Genomic DNA, 17647 nt, shown 5'->3' with positions numbered 1-17647 from the left:
GCTGAAAGCTGAAAGCTGAAAGCTGAAAGCTGAAAGCTGAAAGCTGAAAGCTGAAAGCTGAAAGCTGAAAATATGTCACATTTTAGACAAGCAAAAGCGATAGCTTAATTATTTCAGCTTGGTCAGCTTTTCTACTTCTTTGATGGTGCCTTTTACAGTTTGCTTAATCGGTTCGTAATCTAAAAACCAAAATAAACTCATGTGTTGATCGCTATGTTGTTGCGCCAGCATATCTATCACACTTTTTTCACCCCGCCCCACCATGTGACGGCGATAGAAATAATACAGCAACAGTAAAGTGGTCATGACCATTACGCCCAGCATAATCCAAAAGGCCTGCGCATGTCTTAAACCTGGCATAAACTCAAAGTTCATGCCATAAATACCTGTAAATAAAGTTAAAGGCGCAAAAACTGCGGTAATAATCGCCAAAATTCGCATATTCTCATTGGTTTGGTTGGCAATTGCAGAAAAATGCAGACCAATGGCAGTTTGTACTGCAGAACGCAACCGAATAGTATGCTTTTGAATTCGTTCAATATGACTGGTTAAATCATCTAACCGCACTAAAATAATATCCTGCTTTTCACTACGTTTTTTCCACGCAAATGTGGGTAGTTATCCACAATTTCATCACGTAATTCTTGCAAAGCTTCAATTTGCTCTTCACACAAATTTTCAACTTGCTGAAATGCCATATTTTCTTGCAGTAATTGATGCCAGCGGGTAAAACGCCGATGACCTTGCAATAATTCTTGTTGCCAATATTCCACACGGCGGGTCAGTGGCATGCGAATATCCAAGTAATCATCAGCCACCAAATTCAGTAAACGTAAAGTCAAATCCAGTGGCGTTGATGCCAGTTTGCGTGCCTTATTTTGTTCTTCAATAGGACGTTGCACCGCTGCTTCGACACGTGACAAATAGCTTTCCATGACTTTATTGCCCTGCTCACGTACGGTGATCAGCACCTGCGGTGTCATAATAAAACTCATAGGCGTGGTAGCAAGTCCAAAAACCCGCTCATGTTTCTCCCCAGTTGCAGCCCTGTGGCAATACGGTCTTCGGGAGTAATCAATTTACGAAAAATGAGCAGGTCATAATCATCTAAGGTGTCAAAAGCACAAGGATGTTCAAGATTTAAAATATCACGCACATGATACTCGTTCAGCGACAACTGACTATGCTGAAAAATTTCCTGTTGCCACTGTTCGGCTCGGTTCAGTACATCATCACGGGTACAATCAATCCAGATAAATTCAGGCTCAAGCCCTTCAATTGGCTGTTTTTGCACATAAATATTGGTTTTGTGATTGGTATGCAGATAGAAATAATAACTTTGCATAGAACAGGCTACTCTATTTTCAGTTTTCTTGTACGGTTTTTTGAGATTTTAAGATGTACTCAGTTTAAGCATGAAATGCGATCGTTTTCAAATATGCGTTGCTATTTATTCTAGTGTTCATGTAATGATTGTATCGCCTATTAAAATCAACAAAATTTTGCACATAAAAAAAAGCCCGCATTCAGTTTGAATACGGGCTTTTCATTAACCATTTCAGATCATCAACACAGCATTATGCTTGTTCGATGTCTTTCATAGTTAATTTGATACGACCACGGTTGTCTACATCGGCAACCTGTACTTTCACTTCCTGACCTTCTTTCAGAACGTCTGCTACGTTAGCAATACGCTCGTTCGAGATTTGTGAAATGTGAAGCAAACCGTCAGTGCCTGGAAGAATATTTACGAAAGCACCGAATTCAACAATACGGATCACTTTACCTGTGTAAATTGTACCTGGCTCGATTTCAGCAGTTAATGCCTGAATTTTTGCAACAGCAGCTTGTGCAGCAGCTTTGGTTTCACCAAATACACGTACTGTACCGTTGTCTTCAATATCAATTGCGGCTTTAGTTTCTTCAGTAATTTGACGGATGGTTGCACCACCTTTACCAATTACATCACGAATCTTGTCTGGGTTGATGTTGATGACTTGGAAGGTCGGCGCGTGCATAGAAATTTCTGGACGTGCACGTGAAATCACTTGGTTCATTGCATTCAAGATGTGCATACGACCTGCATAAGCTTGGTTCAATGCAACTTCCATGATTTCTTCAGTGATACCTTCAATTTTGATGTCCATTTGAAGTGCAGTAATACCGTTGGCAGAACCTGCAACTTTAAAGTCCATATCACCAAGGTGGTCTTCATCACCCAAGATGTCAGAAAGCACTGCAAAACGCTCGCCTTCTTTTACCAAGCCCATTGCGATACCTGCAACTGGTGCTTTAAGCGGAACACCTGCATCCATAAGTGATAAAGATGCACCACATACAGACGCCATAGAAGATGAACCGTTTGATTCAGTAATGTCAGATACAATACGAATCACATACGGGAAGCGGTCTGCAGCAGGAAGAACAGCTTGCACACCACGACGTGCCAAACGACCGTGACCAATTTCACGACGTTTAGGACCAGATTCACGACCTGTTTCACCTACAGAGTATGCAGGGAAGTTGTAGTGCAACATGAAGTTGTCAGTTTTAGTACCTGATAGTGTATCTACCATCAAGGCATCACGTGTATTACCCAAAGTCGTGGTGACTAAAGCCTGAGTTTCACCACGGGTGAACAATGCTGAACCGTGCGCGCGATCAAGCACACCCACCTGTACATCTAATGCACGTACAGTTTTGGTGTCACGACCATCAATACGTGGCTTACCAGACAAGATGTTGTCACGTACAGTGCGGTATTTCAGGTCTTCAAAGAGTTCATTTAAGTCATCTGCGATGCCATCAACGTCTTCTTCTGGAACAAATTGAGCCACAGCTTCAGCTTGAAGTGCGTCTAATGCAGCATAACGGTCTTGCTTAATTGCAATCGTATACGCTTCAGAAATTTTCGCTTCAAACGCTTCTTTTAACTTCGCACGAAGGTCTTCATTTTTCTCTGGTGCAGTCCAAGTCGATTCTGTTGCGCCAGCAGCCGCAGCAAATTCTTTGATCGCTTGAATAGCAATTTGCATTTCGTCATGACCAAAAAGTACTGCACCTAACATTTGGTCTTCTGAAAGTTCTTTCGCTTCAGATTCAACCATTAATACCGCAGACTCTGTACCTGCAACCACAAGGTCAAGGTCAGATTGCGCCATTTGTTCAAAGTTCGGGTTAAGTACGTATTCGCCGTTGATTAAACCAACACGTGCAGCACCAATTGGGCCACGGAAAGGCGTACCTGCAATTGCAAGTGCAGCAGAAGTACCTAACATGGCTGCAATGTCAGCGTCCATGGTTTTATCAGAAGACACAACCGTCGCAGTCACTTGAATTTCGTTATAGTAACCTTCTGGGAACAACGGACGAATTGGACGGTCAATCAAACGTGAAATTAAAGTTTCCGCTTCAGACGCACGGCCTTCACGCTTACCATAACCACCTGGGATACGACCCGCAGCATATTGTTTTTCTTGGTAGTTAACAGTCAACGGGAAGAAGTCTTGACCCGCTTTCGCTGTAGGTTGAGCAACCACAGCAACCAATACAGTTACACCACCCATAGTGATCATAACCGTGTTGGCTTGACGCGCAACGCGACCAGTTTCTAGAACAACTTGGTGCTGACCAAATTGGAATTCTTTACGAATAATATTAAACATCGACATATTTTATTTTTTCCTAGTTCTTGTGAACAATTATTCTCGTGGAGACCCCTAAGGTTTGGCATTCACAACACAATATTTTGGTAAATGACAAAGCTTAGAAGCCGACCTCACTCGAATGAAACACGATTTTTAAACACAAAGAAGGAGCGAAACATTCGCCCCTTCCACTGATCTAGCCAAAGCTAGATTTACTTTAGTTTTCAGTAATACAGCATTCAACATGCAATAGTCCGAAAATAAAAGCTTAAATCGAATTAACGACGTAAACCTAAAGCAGCAATCAATGCGCTGTAACGAGTCGCATCTTTGCCTTTAAGGTAGTCAAGTAACTTACGACGTTGGTTAACCATACGGATTAGACCGCGACGGCTGTGGTGGTCGTGTTTGTGCTCTTTGAAGTGACCTTGTAAGTCATTGATTTGAGCAGTTAAAAGCGCTACTTGAACTTCTGGTGAACCAGTGTCATTTTCAGCACGAGCAAATTTAGCAATGATCTCTGCGCGATCTGCGTTTGTTAAAGCCATTCGATTTCTCCGAGATGCTTAATAAAAAGATTTGATACCGATCAATTGATGAATCAACTGACTGCCGTGCATCACTACAGCAAGAGCATCATTTTAAGGCAAAAACGTGCCGATTGCAAAACAGAACGACTAACAACTGCTTTAATTTTTACTTTAAGCAGTCACGCCAGATTTTTTCTGCCTGCTGTTTTGCATAGATAAAAGTATAAAGTACTGTGCACAAATAAATATACATTTGTATATGTTTGATAATATGTAATATTTTGCCAATAGAATAAAACATAATGTCATTTTTAGCTCACAAAATAAAACAGCCCGAGCGGAGCTCGGGCTGTTTTTGCGCTGTAGTTTCTTGTCTTATTATTCTTATTGTTTTGTTTATTGTCGTTATTTGCGCGTTTTCGCGTCTTATTGTCTGAACATTCCTGTTCTGGGTTTCACGTCCTTGTGTGGTAGATTTTGCCATAATACTAAAGTGAAAGAAGTCGTATTTCTCGTATCTATTTGTAAGCTTTTTCTTACAACAAGTAAGCATTGTCTGTATTTTGCAAGCCAACAAAACTAACAGACATAAAAAAGCCCTGTAGTCTCTCCCAAAACTACAAGGCTTAGCGGCTGTAAGTTTCCTCTTCTCACTCACGTCCTGTCAGTTCGCTGTCTATCGACAATTATCGTTATTATTCTGCGATTATGCTCAAAATCCTTATTGAGCTTTTTGTGTGAAGTCATCTTCTCAAAAACATACTCGAATCTCTATGCGCAAATTTCTCGAATTGATGTAAGCCATTTCGTACAAAAGTACCTATTATTCACTTCCGCTTAATAATTCAGAACCTCATTAATTCTAGCTAACAAACCACTGCTACGACGGGTGCGAATATTCAATGCCTGTTCCAGCGCTTGTGCATCGACCAGCAAACTCACCGCTTTTTTAGCACGGGTAATAGCCGTATAAATCAGTTCCTTGCTGAGCAAGTTTTTAGCCATAGCATCTAGCACCACTGCTGTATGGCTAAATTCCGAACCTTGAGATTTATGAATAGTGAGCGCAAAAGCTGTTTCAATATTTTTAGGTAAGCGTGTTGCAGGTACCCATTTGTCCAGACTTGGAAAATACACTTCAAACTGGCGCTGTGCGTTATGTGTTCGCATAAAGCAAATGCCAATATCACCATTGGACAGTCCCAGCTGGTAATCATTATAGGTCATCATCACAGGTCGGCCGATATACCAATCCCCTTGTTTTTGCTGTTTGGATTGCTGTAAAAGGCGCTGCTCAATCTGCACATTCAGTTGCTTTAAGCCCAAATGACCATGACGAATCGCGGTTAAAATACGGTAATCATCAAACACCTGAATACCCTGCATCACAAAATGCTGAAAGTCTTGCAAATCATTGCCATCAGCCAAGCCCGCATTCAATACTTCCACATAGGACTGATAGCCATACATGAGCTGGTCATAATAGCCATCCAAATCTGTTGCAGACATTGGGCTGTCTTGACTTGGTAGATATTGAAGTTGAACTTCATCGACCTGTATTTGTTCTAAATTGATTTTGCGTAACTGGGTGGCAGCAACCACCTGCTGTTCAAACGCTGCCAAAACCTGCTGTGCAGGATACTCTAGCTGAATGAACTTCGCCATTGCCCCAACTTTTGCCCCTTCAGCAAAACGGCGTGTGGTGACTAAATTGACACGATTTTTTGCTAATTCAGGAACTTGCTGTAAATCTGCCAACACCGTACCAACATCAACTGAAGCTAACTGATTGGCATCTCCCAACAGGATTAAACGTGCCTGTGCAGGAATGGCAGCCAATAACATGTGTGACAAGTGCAAATCCAGCATAGAGGCTTCATCGACCACAATCACATCGTAAGGCAAAGGTTGTTTGGCATGAAAACGAGGCTTGCCTGTATTCCCCAAACCGAGTAAACGATGCAAAGTGACAGGTTGTAACTGTTGTAAAGCGTCCACATCAAAGGCTTGTAAGGCTTTGCTATTCAACGCATTTTTTAAGGCTTCCTGCATACGCTGTGCCGCCTTGCCTGTCGGTGCAGCCATGGCAATGCGAATATCTGGCAAAGCTTGATTGAGTACGGCAATAATATGCGCCAAGGTATAGGTTTTCCCTGTTCCTGGCCCACCGGTGATAATACTCAAACTTTGGCTGGCAGCAGTCTGTAAAGCCTGCTGTTGCTGTGGGTCTTGCAATAAGTTGAGCTGTTCAGGTTTTAACTCAAATGAAAGCGGTTGCTGTGCCTGAATTCTTAAAATATCAGTGGCGACTTGCTGTTCTAACTTCCAGTAGCGGTACAAATATAAACGCTGCCCGTCAAATACAAACGGGGCAATTGCAGCTGCTGTGTCCGAGGGCTGTACGGGTAGCGTGATTTGTAAATCATGCAAAGCCGCAACCTGTGCCGCACTTGCAGGAATACAACTATCCCCCTGTTCTATTGCATCAAGGACTTGCTGCATCAAAGATTTACCAGCAGCATCAATCGTTGCAGTGCTAAATGGCGGCTGACAGAGGTAATCCAACCATGCCTGCATGGCAGATTGCGCTGGAATTAAGTGAATATGCTTGTTTTCCACACAGTTATCCTCAAAGTTATCCACAGGATAAGCATTTGTTTTATTAAGTCTAAGAACAGGCTTAGTTTGATTTTTTAAGGTCAAAGTAACCTAATATTTCATCTAGTTGCAGAATAAAATCTGCTTCAGGCTGCCAATGGCATACGCCTTGTCCTACCTCACCATTCATGCCGCGCAAGTACAAATAGCTGGCGCCACCCAAGTGTTGATAAATATCATAACCCTGCATGTTGCTGCCCAAATAACGATGTAAGGCCACCAAGTACAGTCCTGCTTGCAACCAGTAACTAGACTGAGTCATATTATTTTCAATATGACTCAAGGCATAATCCTGCTGATCTGCACCTAAATAGTTACTTTTATAGTCCGCAATGTGATAGCGCTGACCATCGAAATACACCAAGTCAATTGAACCTGTCAGGTAACGAGCGCTGTTGGCCTCGTTTAAGCCCTGAATAGGCCGCCCTGCATCGTTAAATAATTGTTGAATGGCGGGTAACAATAAGCGTTGGTCTGCCATGGCCAAATAAAATGGAAACTCAGACAAATAGCCATCTACAGCCAATGCAGACAGACAAAAGTCTTGATGCAATGGGGTGTGCAAGACCTGCATCAGCCAATCGGTCATCAGCTCAAATACTTCGGCTTCCTGTGCCATATTCTGCACATCAGCTTGATGAAGCTTGGCAACCAAATCGGCCAACAGCATATCGGAGTTAAACTCTTTATCATTATGAAAACGGCGTTTCACTTCGTCTGCAATGCGGTCTCGACTGGCCTGAAAGTCGATATATTCAAATAGTTTATGTAAAAAACTACCCGCCTGTGTGCCACGCTGAAAATTGGCTTTAATCCATGCGATCGGTTGCGCAAGCTCAATCGCTTCAACAGGTTCTTGATTGATTTCATCTGCTGCCGCTGCCTGCGTCTCAGCCATCACCACCAAGCTATCCCGAGGGCTTGTACTCGGCAGATGCTGTGCCAAACCACTAAAACTGGTTTTTGTACGTGGGTAAAAACGGCGCACTGGAAAGTCTGCGGCCTCAATCACAACATCTTGTATTTGTTGTAATTCCAATGCCTGAGGTAAATTCAGCATAGGCGCTTCCTCAGTACTGAATTGCGCTGCAATTTGCTGAGTCTGTGAGCACACCGATGCTTTTAAACGCCAGACATTTAATCCGTCCGCTTTAGGTGCAGACGGCTTCTTACTTTTGACATCTTCTTTAGGTGGTTCAGGCTGTTTTAACATCGCATAGACCCGATAACTGGCTCGGGTTAATGCCACATACCACAAGCGATTCAGCTCAGCTAAACGACGCTCACGATGCTGCTGCGTTGCTGTTGCATCCATGTCTTTATGTTTAATGGCAATGACACGTTGCTCTATGCCTTGCTCTTCCTGCGTTGCAAACACCAAAGCAGACTTATCAGGTTTTGGCGGCCGATCTGCTGACATTAAAAAGACCACTTTAAACTCAAGTCCCTTGGACTGGTGAATGGTCATCAGCTTTACACCTGCCGCGTTCGACAGCTTTCGTTCAACTTCCCAGTCACGTTCTCCAGGCGATTCAACCTGCTGCAAATACCAGTAATACAGCATATAAGCGCCTTGATGACGCTCACTCTGCCGACTAAGCAACTCAGTTAAATGACGTAAATTCACCACATGCCGTTCATTGTCAAAGCTCTGCTTTGCCACCAAATTCTCCCAAACTTTAAATAAGTTCAGGCAATAACTCCAAGCGGTTAAAAAGCCTTTATTGACCCACATCTCACGAATACAGTCGAAGTCATATATAAACTGCCCCAAGCCTTGTTGCTCAAGTTCAATTAACTGCTGCAGGTTATAGCCCAGCAAACGAGTCAGTAAAGCACGCTTTACTTTCGCTTCATCAAAAGGATGTAAAATTGCCGTTAAAATTGCCGCAACATCTTGCGCTAGAAATCCTCTAAAAACACTGCGCTTACTGCTTCGATTTACCCGAATACCAATACGCTCCAACTCATATTGCACTTGATCCAGCAATTTATGACTGGTGGATAAAATCGCAATATCATCGGCCTGTAATGCAAGCTTACCTGTAGAATGGTCAAAATATAACTCACCTGAAATCCCCTGATTTAATAAATCACGAATTTTCCAAGCAATTTGAATAGATTCATCTTGATCATGTGCAACGGTGATCCACCGAAGCGGCGCAGGGTTGGCCTGCTGCCGATCGATTAAAGCAGGATGAGGCCGTGAACCCGCAATAACCGGATGATAAGTCACCTGCTCACCAAAATCGGTATGACGTTGGAATAACTCATCCACCACGCTTACCAGTTCTTTGACAGAACGATGATTTTGTCTGAGGGAGTAAATACATCCCTGTTTTTTCAGTACATCATCACGGGCATTGTTATAGGTCAGCATATCGCCGCCACGGAAGCCATAAATTGCCTGTTTGGGGTCACCCACCATGATCATACAGCCCCGTGCATACCATTTTGGATTACGCCAAATTTGCGAGAGCATGTCATCTTGATCTTGGTTGGTATCCTGAAATTCATCCACCAAAATTAACGGATAACGTGTATGTACAAATTGTGCAAAACGCTGCCCGCGCTCACCATGTAAAGCTTCTGCCAAGGTGCGAATTTGTTGCGCAAAAGTGGTTTCACCTTTTTGCTGCAACAACTGTGGTAAGCGCTGTTTGACTTGTTGCACCAAATAAAATTTTAAGTTGGTATCTACCAAATCTATCTGGCCTTCAAATTGCAGTTTCGCATCTGCCACCGCTTTGATTTTACGAATCACTGGATGGTCAAAAAAGGCATCTTGCACATCTTGGGTACACGGTGCTTTGGCTTTATTAAAAATTGCCGATCTTGGCTTACCTTCAGCAGTGAGATACAACCCAAGAACCTCGTTAAACCCATCGCTTAAATGCAGATTAAAATACTGCTCTAACGGGTTGTGCTGCAGCATTTCAATCAGTTTGGGCAACGTGACAGTAAATAGTGGATGTAATTTTTTCTTGTCACTGCCTGCAACATAATGGGAAAAATTAAAGTTGTATTGACCATCATAATATTCTTTTAATTCTTCAATTTGAGTGAGATCTATTGTGGCTAAATGCTGCAAGGCGACTTCTAAATCTTGCACTTCCAGTTGTACTTGCTCAATCCCCTGAATTTTTGCAGATGCAAAATTCAAACTTGTACCCACTAAACCCACATATTCAGTTGCCGATTTTAAGCGCCCACATAACAGCATATAGTCCACAACATGCTGAGGTTGTGCCTGAATCCATTCCCGCAACACATCATGTACCAATTGTTCTGTATAAACCGAAGCTTGGTCGGTAATATCGGCACGTTCAATTTTGCCACTTTCAAATGCAAATTCTCGCAACATTTTTTGGCTAAAGCTGTCTAAGGTGCCCACAAACAACTCATCTAATTGCGCAATCACCAACTGCAAACGTGAACTGGCATAATCTACTTTTAGATGATGCTCCTGCAGCACATGCTTAAGCAAAGGGTCTTGTTCTTGCTCAATTTTTTTTAAGATTTCTGGCTGAGATAAATCTAAACACGCATCAAAATATTGTTTGGTTTCCTGTAAGCGAGCACGAATTCGACTTTTTAGTTCAGCCGCAGCAGCACGGGTAAATGTTGTGGCAATCACCTGATTCGGCAAATAATCCTTAAGAAAAATTCGCACCATTAAACTGGACAAGGTATAAGTTTTACCTGTACCCGCAGAAGCCTCAATCCAGTGCAAGCCTTTAAATTGCATTTCTTGAATCGGGTCATAGCAAATTGGAAATATGCTGGATGTATTCATGCTGACTCTCCCTGATTCGCAATTTGGCGCTGTTGGGTAATAGGCTGATACAACCGATAGCTATGCTGCTGAAATGCCTGAATCAACAATGGCTCCGTTTCACTGTCTTGAAAAATAAAGGCCCAGTCAGGGTGATTTTTCTCACTTTCATCAATAAAGCCCCCCCAAGCTCCGCCCTGCCAATGTTTTGCAAAGCTGTCCATATTCAAAACCTGTTCGGAGTCTGTTTCATCCCACTCAATTTCAAATTCTTTTTTATTATTCATTTTTAAAACCAAAGCAGCAGGCAACAACACAGGATATTGCTGTGCCTGTGCCCAAAACTCCATCCACATCGCTAAATAATCTTGTGCCTGTGCGGCATTCACCCCAGCAAAATGGATCACATCATCTTTACAGACCACGATCCGTTCCAAGTCCTGCTGCGCAGTATTTTGATATGCTACCCACAACAAATATTCCAACCAAACATGTGCATAGCGCTGTGGCGTTGCCCGTGAAGCGACCACGTTACACCAACGGGTGGTTGTCGTTGCAGGTACCTGAATGCGGATGTGCACTTGCGGAGTCATTTTCCAGACCTGCTGAGTGGTCAAGGTTTCTTGTTCTGCATATTGCATTAAAACATCACGTAAATATTGCTGCTCCTGCACCCCAGTTTTAAAGGTGGCATTCAGGGTTTTGCCTACAGGCAAAGTATCTTGCAATAAACTTTTTGCTTCTTGTGTGCCGTACTTAAGTAAAAAGTCTCGCACAGCGTATTTTTCCAAACCATTTAAAATCAACGGTTCTTGATTGAGCGCAGCTGTATCTGACTTTAGATTATTCACACCAATGGCTTTTAAATAGGCACGGGCAGGGAAACAAACATCTTTAATCCACTGCGTACTGTCTAGCACCACCACATCTTGTGGCAATGATGGATATTCACAAAACCATGCTTCACGCGGTGTAGTACCCTGCTGCATTTGTTTGGCCACCCGATACCACTGGTCTTTAAAGCGAATTTCACGGCTTTCGGCAAAACGCTGCTGATCGAAAGGCTGTAAGCTATGCAAGTGATAAATTGGCAGCAACTGCACTGGAATATCAACACCTTGCACTTTGATATTTTTAGAAACTTCACCTTCGGGATGTTTCACAATAAAAGCCAGATGCTGTACAAATTCCTGTACCACCACAGAGGGATCACGCACCTCGCCATCGCTCACATCAAAGCCGTTATAGAACAGCCAAACACTGTCCTGAGCCAGCAAAACACTGTCTAAAAAAGCGCCTTGATCATCATCTAGCCGTGAACGATCTCCAAGCTGAGGCTTCAACAACTGCATCAAATCAAAAGGCAGTTGCTGATCACGACTTGGAAATACACCATTGTCCAAATTCAACATCACAATCAGTTTATAAGGCAGTGGGCGTATCGCACCAATTTGACTAAAAGTAATCGCCCCCGATGGACTGGCTTGCTCGAGTTGTGTTTCAAGCTGCGCTGTTATTTCTTGCAAAATATAGTCTAAGGGTAAGCTTAAATGACGGATGTCATGTCCCGATTGCTCATCAAAATAACTGGCCAAAGTCAGCATACGGTCATGCTTTTGCACCAAACTAAAGACCGAGGCCAGTACATCTACACCTGCATCCTGAAATTCACTGACATCTTGCATCAGTTGTTTCAGCCAGAACTCTACCGTTTGTGACTGACCCAATTCATGTTGAATTAACCAGTCACGGCGTACTGCAAAATCTTGATAAATTTGTACAAGTTTAAAGACCAGCTCAAAATCATCGGGCTGTACATCGGCATAACTTAAGGTCTGATTAACCACACAATGTTCAGGGACGGCTACCCCTAAAGCCAAACGGTCTAAAGCAAATTTGAGGGTAAATCTGTAATCCTGATCACCTGCGCTCAAACTACGGCTCAAATGTTCTGCATCTAAACCTCGCTTAAACCCCGCTTCAGACAATAGCGCATTCATGCGTTCAATATGATTTAAGTTCAACGCATAACGCTGCTGCGTGGCGGCCAAACTGAGCCAGTCACTAAACTCTTCAAAACTAAAGCGTCCCTGAACCAAAGTGATCCGCCCAGTGACTGCACGCCAAGCATTGTGAATGTCTAGGGAGCTAATCCCTGCTATTTGAATGGGCAAATACACACTGTCTTGACTGAGTTGATGTGCGAGTCCCGCTTGACTCTGTTGGCCTTTTTGCTGCCCTTTCTGATATAAATCGCGCTCACTTGGCGGTGCAGCAAAGACACTCCGAATTAAAGACTCTTGTTCTTTCAGTTTCGGACTAAGCACCAAAATATCACTGGCTTGACGGCTATCATCTTGGCCTAGCCATGCAATTAAACGATCTTTTAGAACTTCCAGCTGACGCAAACTCGAATGACAAACATGAATTTCGATGGAATCATCTTCAGGGTCTAAGCAATACGACTGTGCTGCAGGCACTTCTAAATTCAATACATCGGACTGAATTTTGCCCAATAAATGTTGAGGATATTGTTCAGGGAACTCATCCACCCATTCGCCTTCCTCACCACTCGACAAAACCGAAAGCAATGAAAAATGGTCCCGTGCCTGTTTGCCAAATCGTGTCAGCAGCGGATGGTGTGATTCACGCATATCGGCATTAAAATGCCCATTATATTTTTCAATATACGCTGCAATGTCCTCATCGCTCACGGTCTTGTTCTGTTTTTCCATCTCACGAACAAAGCGGTCTTTAATACGTGCATCGACCCGTAACTTCCATTTTGGATCGACCATATCGGCCCAGTATTCTTGCGATGGGTTGTAATGCAGAATAAAAATATCCATATACTGCGCTAAACGGCGCATAAAATATAACTGGCTCGGCGGCAAATCCAATACAGTAAAAATCACCAGTTGCTGAGGAAGCTTCTTGATACAAGAATTTGGGTTTTCAGGCGTGCCCAAGGCCTGCCAAAATTGCCGATCAATCTCCTGCATATTTTCAAAATCGGCATGAAAAATATGCGACCACAACCAGCTTTGCCACTGTTCTAATTCTTCGGCCTGCTCCTGCGTAAATACTGCAAGCGCTAAGGCCGACTGTTTCTCTTCTTCAGTATCAAAGCTTTTAGGGACGTAAATCTGTTGCTTTAAATCCAGATGTTGCTGCTGCCCCCAAATCGACAACCAATTACTTTGACATTGGCAGGTTCCTGCACAGCCTTTTTGGCAAAAGCCACGATAAGCCATGTAGTTACTGAACAAGCGCGACACTTTGTCTGCCACCCAGTACAGCATATTTTGTTTTTTTAGCTGCCGCTCTGAGTCAGACTGTAGTGATGCTGCACTGTCATAAATTCGCTGAATTAAACGGTATAAAGCATGCTCAGTTTCTAATGGATTCTGTTCATATTGAATCCAAGGCTGTAAGTCATAGAACACACGCCACTGCATCACAATACGCGGAATATTCGCCTGCCTTACACGGTCTTTATCTTCCAATACTGCCTGATAAGCTGCCCACTGAAACGCCCGAATACGATGATGAAACTGAGTATTGGCACTAATGCCCTGTTGTTCAGCAATCTTTTCAGTCAGCCACGTTGCTACAGCAACCGAAGGCACAATAAAATGCTGGGTTTTAAGTACCTGTAAGGGATTCAATGTCGGCTGACGTATGCTGTTCAGCATCTTTTCAAGCAAAACTTCTATACGCTGACTTTGTATGACATGAATCGCCATAAATACTTATTCCTTATTTTTTAAAAATGAATAAAATGCTAAATACAACAAAAGAATAAAGATTATTTACTATACTTTCACAACACGCTATGCCACCTTAAAAGCATATTTTCATTCATGACTTGATTCAAAAAATGCTTTGAATAAAGTAGCTTAATGATAGCAAATAGCAAAACATTAGGTGCCATTTTAGAGTTATATATATGATAAAAAGAGATACCGTCCCAGATTCGATTGATCCAAGCTTAGATTTGGAAATGATTCGTGCAGAATGCCTAGAACTGGTCAAAAAACGTGCCTATTTTTCTGCAGGCGCAGCCGTGATTCCAGTTCCTTTTTTAGATGTCGTGATTGACGTTGGCATCTTGTCGCAATTAATTCCCGAAATTAATGCACGCTTTGGATTATCACCTGAACAAGTCAGTGTTTACGACCCAGAAACCCGAAAAGTGCACTGGAGCGAATTGCGTAAACGTGGCGTTGAATTTTCAGGTTTGGTCGTGGCGCGTACCGCAGTGAAAAAATCCCTGAATAATGTTGCAGCCAAGTACATCACCAAACAAGTTACCAAGTTTATTCCACTGGGCGGACAGATGGTGGCGGCAGGTTTGGGTTATTTTATTATGAAAAAAATTGCCGAAACCCATGTTGAAGAAAGCTACAAACTAGCCAAAAGCATTCAGCTCAAACAAGCCAAAGTCATGAATGCTTAAATAGTTCTAAAACTAATTTTAACTTCGTTTAAACATTCATACGAACATTCACGCCAAGGCAGATTAATCTGCCTTGAGTTGTTTTAAAATGGTTCTTAAAATTTCTAGACGAGCTGCATTTTTGTCATTGCTTGGAATAACGTACCACGGTGCATATTCCGTACTGGTGCGTTGCAGCATATCTGCCGCAGCCACCAAATAGTCATCCCAACGACCACGGTTGCGCCAGTCTTCATCGGTAATTTTAAAGCGTTTGTGTGCAGTTTCTTGACGCGCCTTAAAACGCTGTTCTTGTTCGTCTTTATCAATCGCCAGCCAAAACTTAATCACCACCGTTTGATGATCATTCAAATCTTTTTCAAAACGGTTAATTTCATCATAGGCACGTTGCCACTCCAGTGGACTGATCAAACCTTCCACCCGCTCGACCAAAACACGCCCATACCAAGAACGATCAAAAATATTAATTTTCTCTTCAGGCAGAATTTTCGTCCAGAAACGCCATAAATACGGGCGACTGATTTCAAAGGCTTCTGGCGCACTAATGGTATAAATTTCGTATTCGCGCGGATCCAGTTTTTTCACAATGCGTTTAATGGCACCGCCCTTGCCTGCGGCATCCATCCCTTCAAATACAATACTGACGTTACGATTATCAAAACGCAGTGCATCTGCCACTTTTTTCGTGAGTTTTTTTAATTCAGCTTTATATTCATCATCTGCCACCGCCTCAGATACAGGATTCAATAAAACTTCAGGAATTTCTGCAGGCTGCCAAGTAATGCCAGAGCTAGTCGGATGTGTAGGACAATGTTTCAGTGCACGTAAAATATGTTGTGCAAACTGCTGATCACGTATGGTTTCATCTTCACAATCAATCATGATCCAGTCGTCAGTAAAACGCTGACGCAGTTTTTGTAAGCTGTCATATTGCTTTTTATTACGCCAGTCCAAGCCATGTAATTTGTGCCAATGCACTTCGCTCGGCTCCATATCATCCAAGCGTTTTTGCAAAGATTTCCAAGACAGATCAAACCAAATTTTAATCACATCAACATGGTTATTTTTTAAATCTTCTTCAAAGGCCCGCATTTTCTCAACATAGTTGTCGAACATGGTGTCATCAATTTGCTTAGACACATGCATAGCGGTACTTAACAAGTCGCTGTACCAATTACCAAACATCACCATAATTTGACCTTCGGCAGGGATAAAACGTGCATAAGGCTGCCACAGTGCCTGTTTCGGATTAAACGGATGTGGTGCATCGGCTTTTACACGCAAATAACGTGGATCAACCCATTCTCTTAATTGTTTAACCGACTCACCTTTACCCGCCAATTCAATACCGCTCACCAAAATCAGCAAACTTTTGGCGTTCTTTTCACCTTTGGTATTTTTTAAGGCATATTGTGCTTCAATCAGCTCGACTGAAAGTTGTTCTTCTTCCATGAGTTTAAATTCAGTATTTGCTTTTGACATCATCTGCTCTGTTCTTGTGTTATTTCATCAGTATACGAATATCGACTCATTTTTTAACAGTTTTTATCAGGTTTTTGTTTATAAATTCAACACACTGACCCGTTGCTTTCTGAATTGTGTGTAATTTGTCATAGCTCCGAAGTCGAACTCACTTTAAGATTTGCCTATTCAAGACAATAATGAGACATCCTATGTCTAAACTTGCTGCTTTAGATGAGCTGTTAGAACTGTATTATCAATTTAAATATCATAAAAATCCTGTTTTATTTCAACGCTTACAAGATGTGCAAGCATGGCAAAAACAGCGTATGCAGCGTACTCACGCCCAGCAGTTTGCAGAAAAACAGAATGTATTAATGGCAGACTACTTTTTAAACCGTTTATACGGCGGCCCCGATTTTGACGCTTTGGCAGGTCAAATTGCACGACTGCTCAAATATGCACATAAGGCTGAAAAAATCATTCCTGAAAATGCAATTAAAACTGGTACATCTGGTGTGAGTCTAGCCATTCTTGCGGTACAGCTTGATGAGCAAGTCGCAGCGCAGTTGCTACAGGACTATCCTGAAAATATGCCCTTAAATGATGAAATGATGCGGTTGACTTATTTAAAGCTCGATCAAGGCGAAGCTCGCTTAAAACAATTAACCATGCTCGATGAGCTGGGTAAAAATCTAGATAAATACATGCGCTCTTTTGTGGTGTATACCGCATTTAAAATGTGTAAAGGTGCAGCTCAAAAATACAGTTTTCAAATCATGTATGAATTTATGCAAGATGGTTTCTTAGCCATGAAACCGCTCAAATCTGCTGAAAAGTTTGTGAAACAATTCACGGCGACTGAGCGCGAGATTATTGCCAAAGTCCATGCAGGTGACTTACATCCCTTTCAATCATAGGCATGTTTACTCAGTTGATCTTTAAGCCATCTGTCAGCTCAAGCAGAGGATTGCTTATTCTGTGAAATAGCCAACAATTCCGCGTATGGCTAGCGCACTATTTGATTTTTTCTGTATATTATTCATAACAATTGCATGATGATTACTGTACAAGTGCTTAGAATCTGTCATCATGCATACACTGCAGCCTTAAGCCT

At 42.4% G+C, this 17647-nt stretch carries 8 protein-coding genes and 1 pseudogene; 2 read left to right on the top strand and 7 right to left on the bottom strand.

Annotation, left to right across the window (positions count from 1 at the left end; translation table 11 throughout):
* Positions 1-108: 108 nt before the first annotated feature.
* From HHA43_RS00400 to HHA43_RS00375, 6 genes and pseudogenes are all read right to left on the bottom strand, one after another.
* Positions 109-1345: pseudogene (locus HHA43_RS00400) on the bottom strand (magnesium transporter CorA family protein).
* A 232-nt stretch (positions 1346-1577) separates the two neighbouring features.
* Positions 1578-3665 (bottom strand): polyribonucleotide nucleotidyltransferase, encoded by a 2088-nt coding sequence (gene pnp / locus HHA43_RS00395; protein ID WP_171525211.1) that lies wholly within the window; start codon positions 3663-3665, stop codon positions 1578-1580.
* Positions 3666-3925: 260 nt separating this feature from the next.
* Positions 3926-4195, bottom strand: coding sequence for a 30S ribosomal protein S15 (rpsO, locus tag HHA43_RS00390; protein WP_067761248.1), 270 nt, complete (start codon positions 4193-4195; stop codon positions 3926-3928).
* An 819-nt stretch (positions 4196-5014) separates the two neighbouring features.
* Positions 5015-6754, bottom strand: a complete 1740-nt coding sequence (recD, locus tag HHA43_RS00385) for an exodeoxyribonuclease V subunit alpha (RefSeq protein ID WP_171525686.1) — start codon at positions 6752-6754, stop codon at positions 5015-5017.
* 103 nt (positions 6755-6857) lie between these two features.
* The gene (locus HHA43_RS00380; RefSeq protein ID WP_168541357.1) at positions 6858-10631 is read right to left on the bottom strand and encodes a UvrD-helicase domain-containing protein; all 3774 of its coding nucleotides are present in this window, start codon (positions 10629-10631) and stop codon (positions 6858-6860) included.
* On the bottom strand, positions 10628-14356 hold the full coding sequence (locus HHA43_RS00375; RefSeq protein WP_168541355.1) for an exodeoxyribonuclease V subunit gamma: 3729 nt from the start codon (positions 14354-14356) through the stop codon (positions 10628-10630). The genes HHA43_RS00380 and HHA43_RS00375 overlap by 4 nt, the downstream gene beginning before the upstream one ends.
* 203 nt (positions 14357-14559) lie before the next feature.
* Here HHA43_RS00375 and HHA43_RS00370 point away from each other — a divergent pair, with 203 nt between their 5' ends.
* Positions 14560-15069: a hypothetical protein gene (locus HHA43_RS00370; protein ID WP_171525682.1), complete on the top strand. Its 510-nt coding sequence runs from the start codon at positions 14560-14562 to the stop codon at positions 15067-15069.
* A gap of 63 nt (positions 15070-15132) precedes the next feature.
* On the opposite strand, the gene HHA43_RS00365 is transcribed toward HHA43_RS00370, so the two are convergent.
* Entirely contained in the window at positions 15133-16551 is a 1419-nt protein-coding gene (locus tag HHA43_RS00365) for a phosphate--AMP phosphotransferase (RefSeq protein WP_168541353.1), read from the bottom strand.
* A 191-nt stretch (positions 16552-16742) separates the two neighbouring features.
* Here HHA43_RS00365 and HHA43_RS00360 point away from each other — a divergent pair, with 191 nt between their 5' ends.
* On the top strand, positions 16743-17450 hold the full coding sequence (locus HHA43_RS00360; RefSeq protein WP_168525207.1) for an FFLEELY motif protein: 708 nt from the start codon (positions 16743-16745) through the stop codon (positions 17448-17450).
* The last annotated feature ends 197 nt before the right edge of the window (positions 17451-17647 follow it).

The sequence above is a fragment of the Acinetobacter sp. A2 genome (assembly GCF_012371325.1).
Classification (GTDB): Bacteria; Pseudomonadota; Gammaproteobacteria; order Pseudomonadales; family Moraxellaceae; genus Acinetobacter.
This window is presented reverse-complemented; position numbering and strand designations above follow the sequence as displayed.

Bases quoted from the DNA above. Each gene is read 5' to 3' on its own strand.
- HHA43_RS00365 (WP_168541353.1), bottom strand. From the start codon at position 16,551: ATGTCAAAAGCAAATACTGAATTTAAACTCATGGAAGAAGAACAACTT.
- HHA43_RS00370 (WP_171525682.1), top strand. From the start codon at position 14,560: ATGATAAAAAGAGATACCGTCCCAGATTCGATTGATCCAAGCTTAGAT.
- HHA43_RS00380 (WP_168541357.1), bottom strand. From the start codon at position 10,631: ATGAATACATCCAGCATATTTCCAATTTGCTATGACCCGATTCAAGAA.
- HHA43_RS00360 (WP_168525207.1), top strand. From the start codon at position 16,743: ATGTCTAAACTTGCTGCTTTAGATGAGCTGTTAGAACTGTATTATCAA.
- pnp (WP_171525211.1), bottom strand. From the start codon at position 3,665: ATGTTTAATATTATTCGTAAAGAATTCCAATTTGGTCAGCACCAAGTT.
- HHA43_RS00375 (WP_168541355.1), bottom strand. From the start codon at position 14,356: ATGGCGATTCATGTCATACAAAGTCAGCGTATAGAAGTTTTGCTTGAA.
- rpsO (WP_067761248.1), bottom strand. From the start codon at position 4,195: ATGGCTTTAACAAACGCAGATCGCGCAGAGATCATTGCTAAATTTGCT.
- recD (WP_171525686.1), bottom strand. From the start codon at position 6,754: ATGCAGGCATGGTTGGATTACCTCTGTCAGCCGCCATTTAGCACTGCA.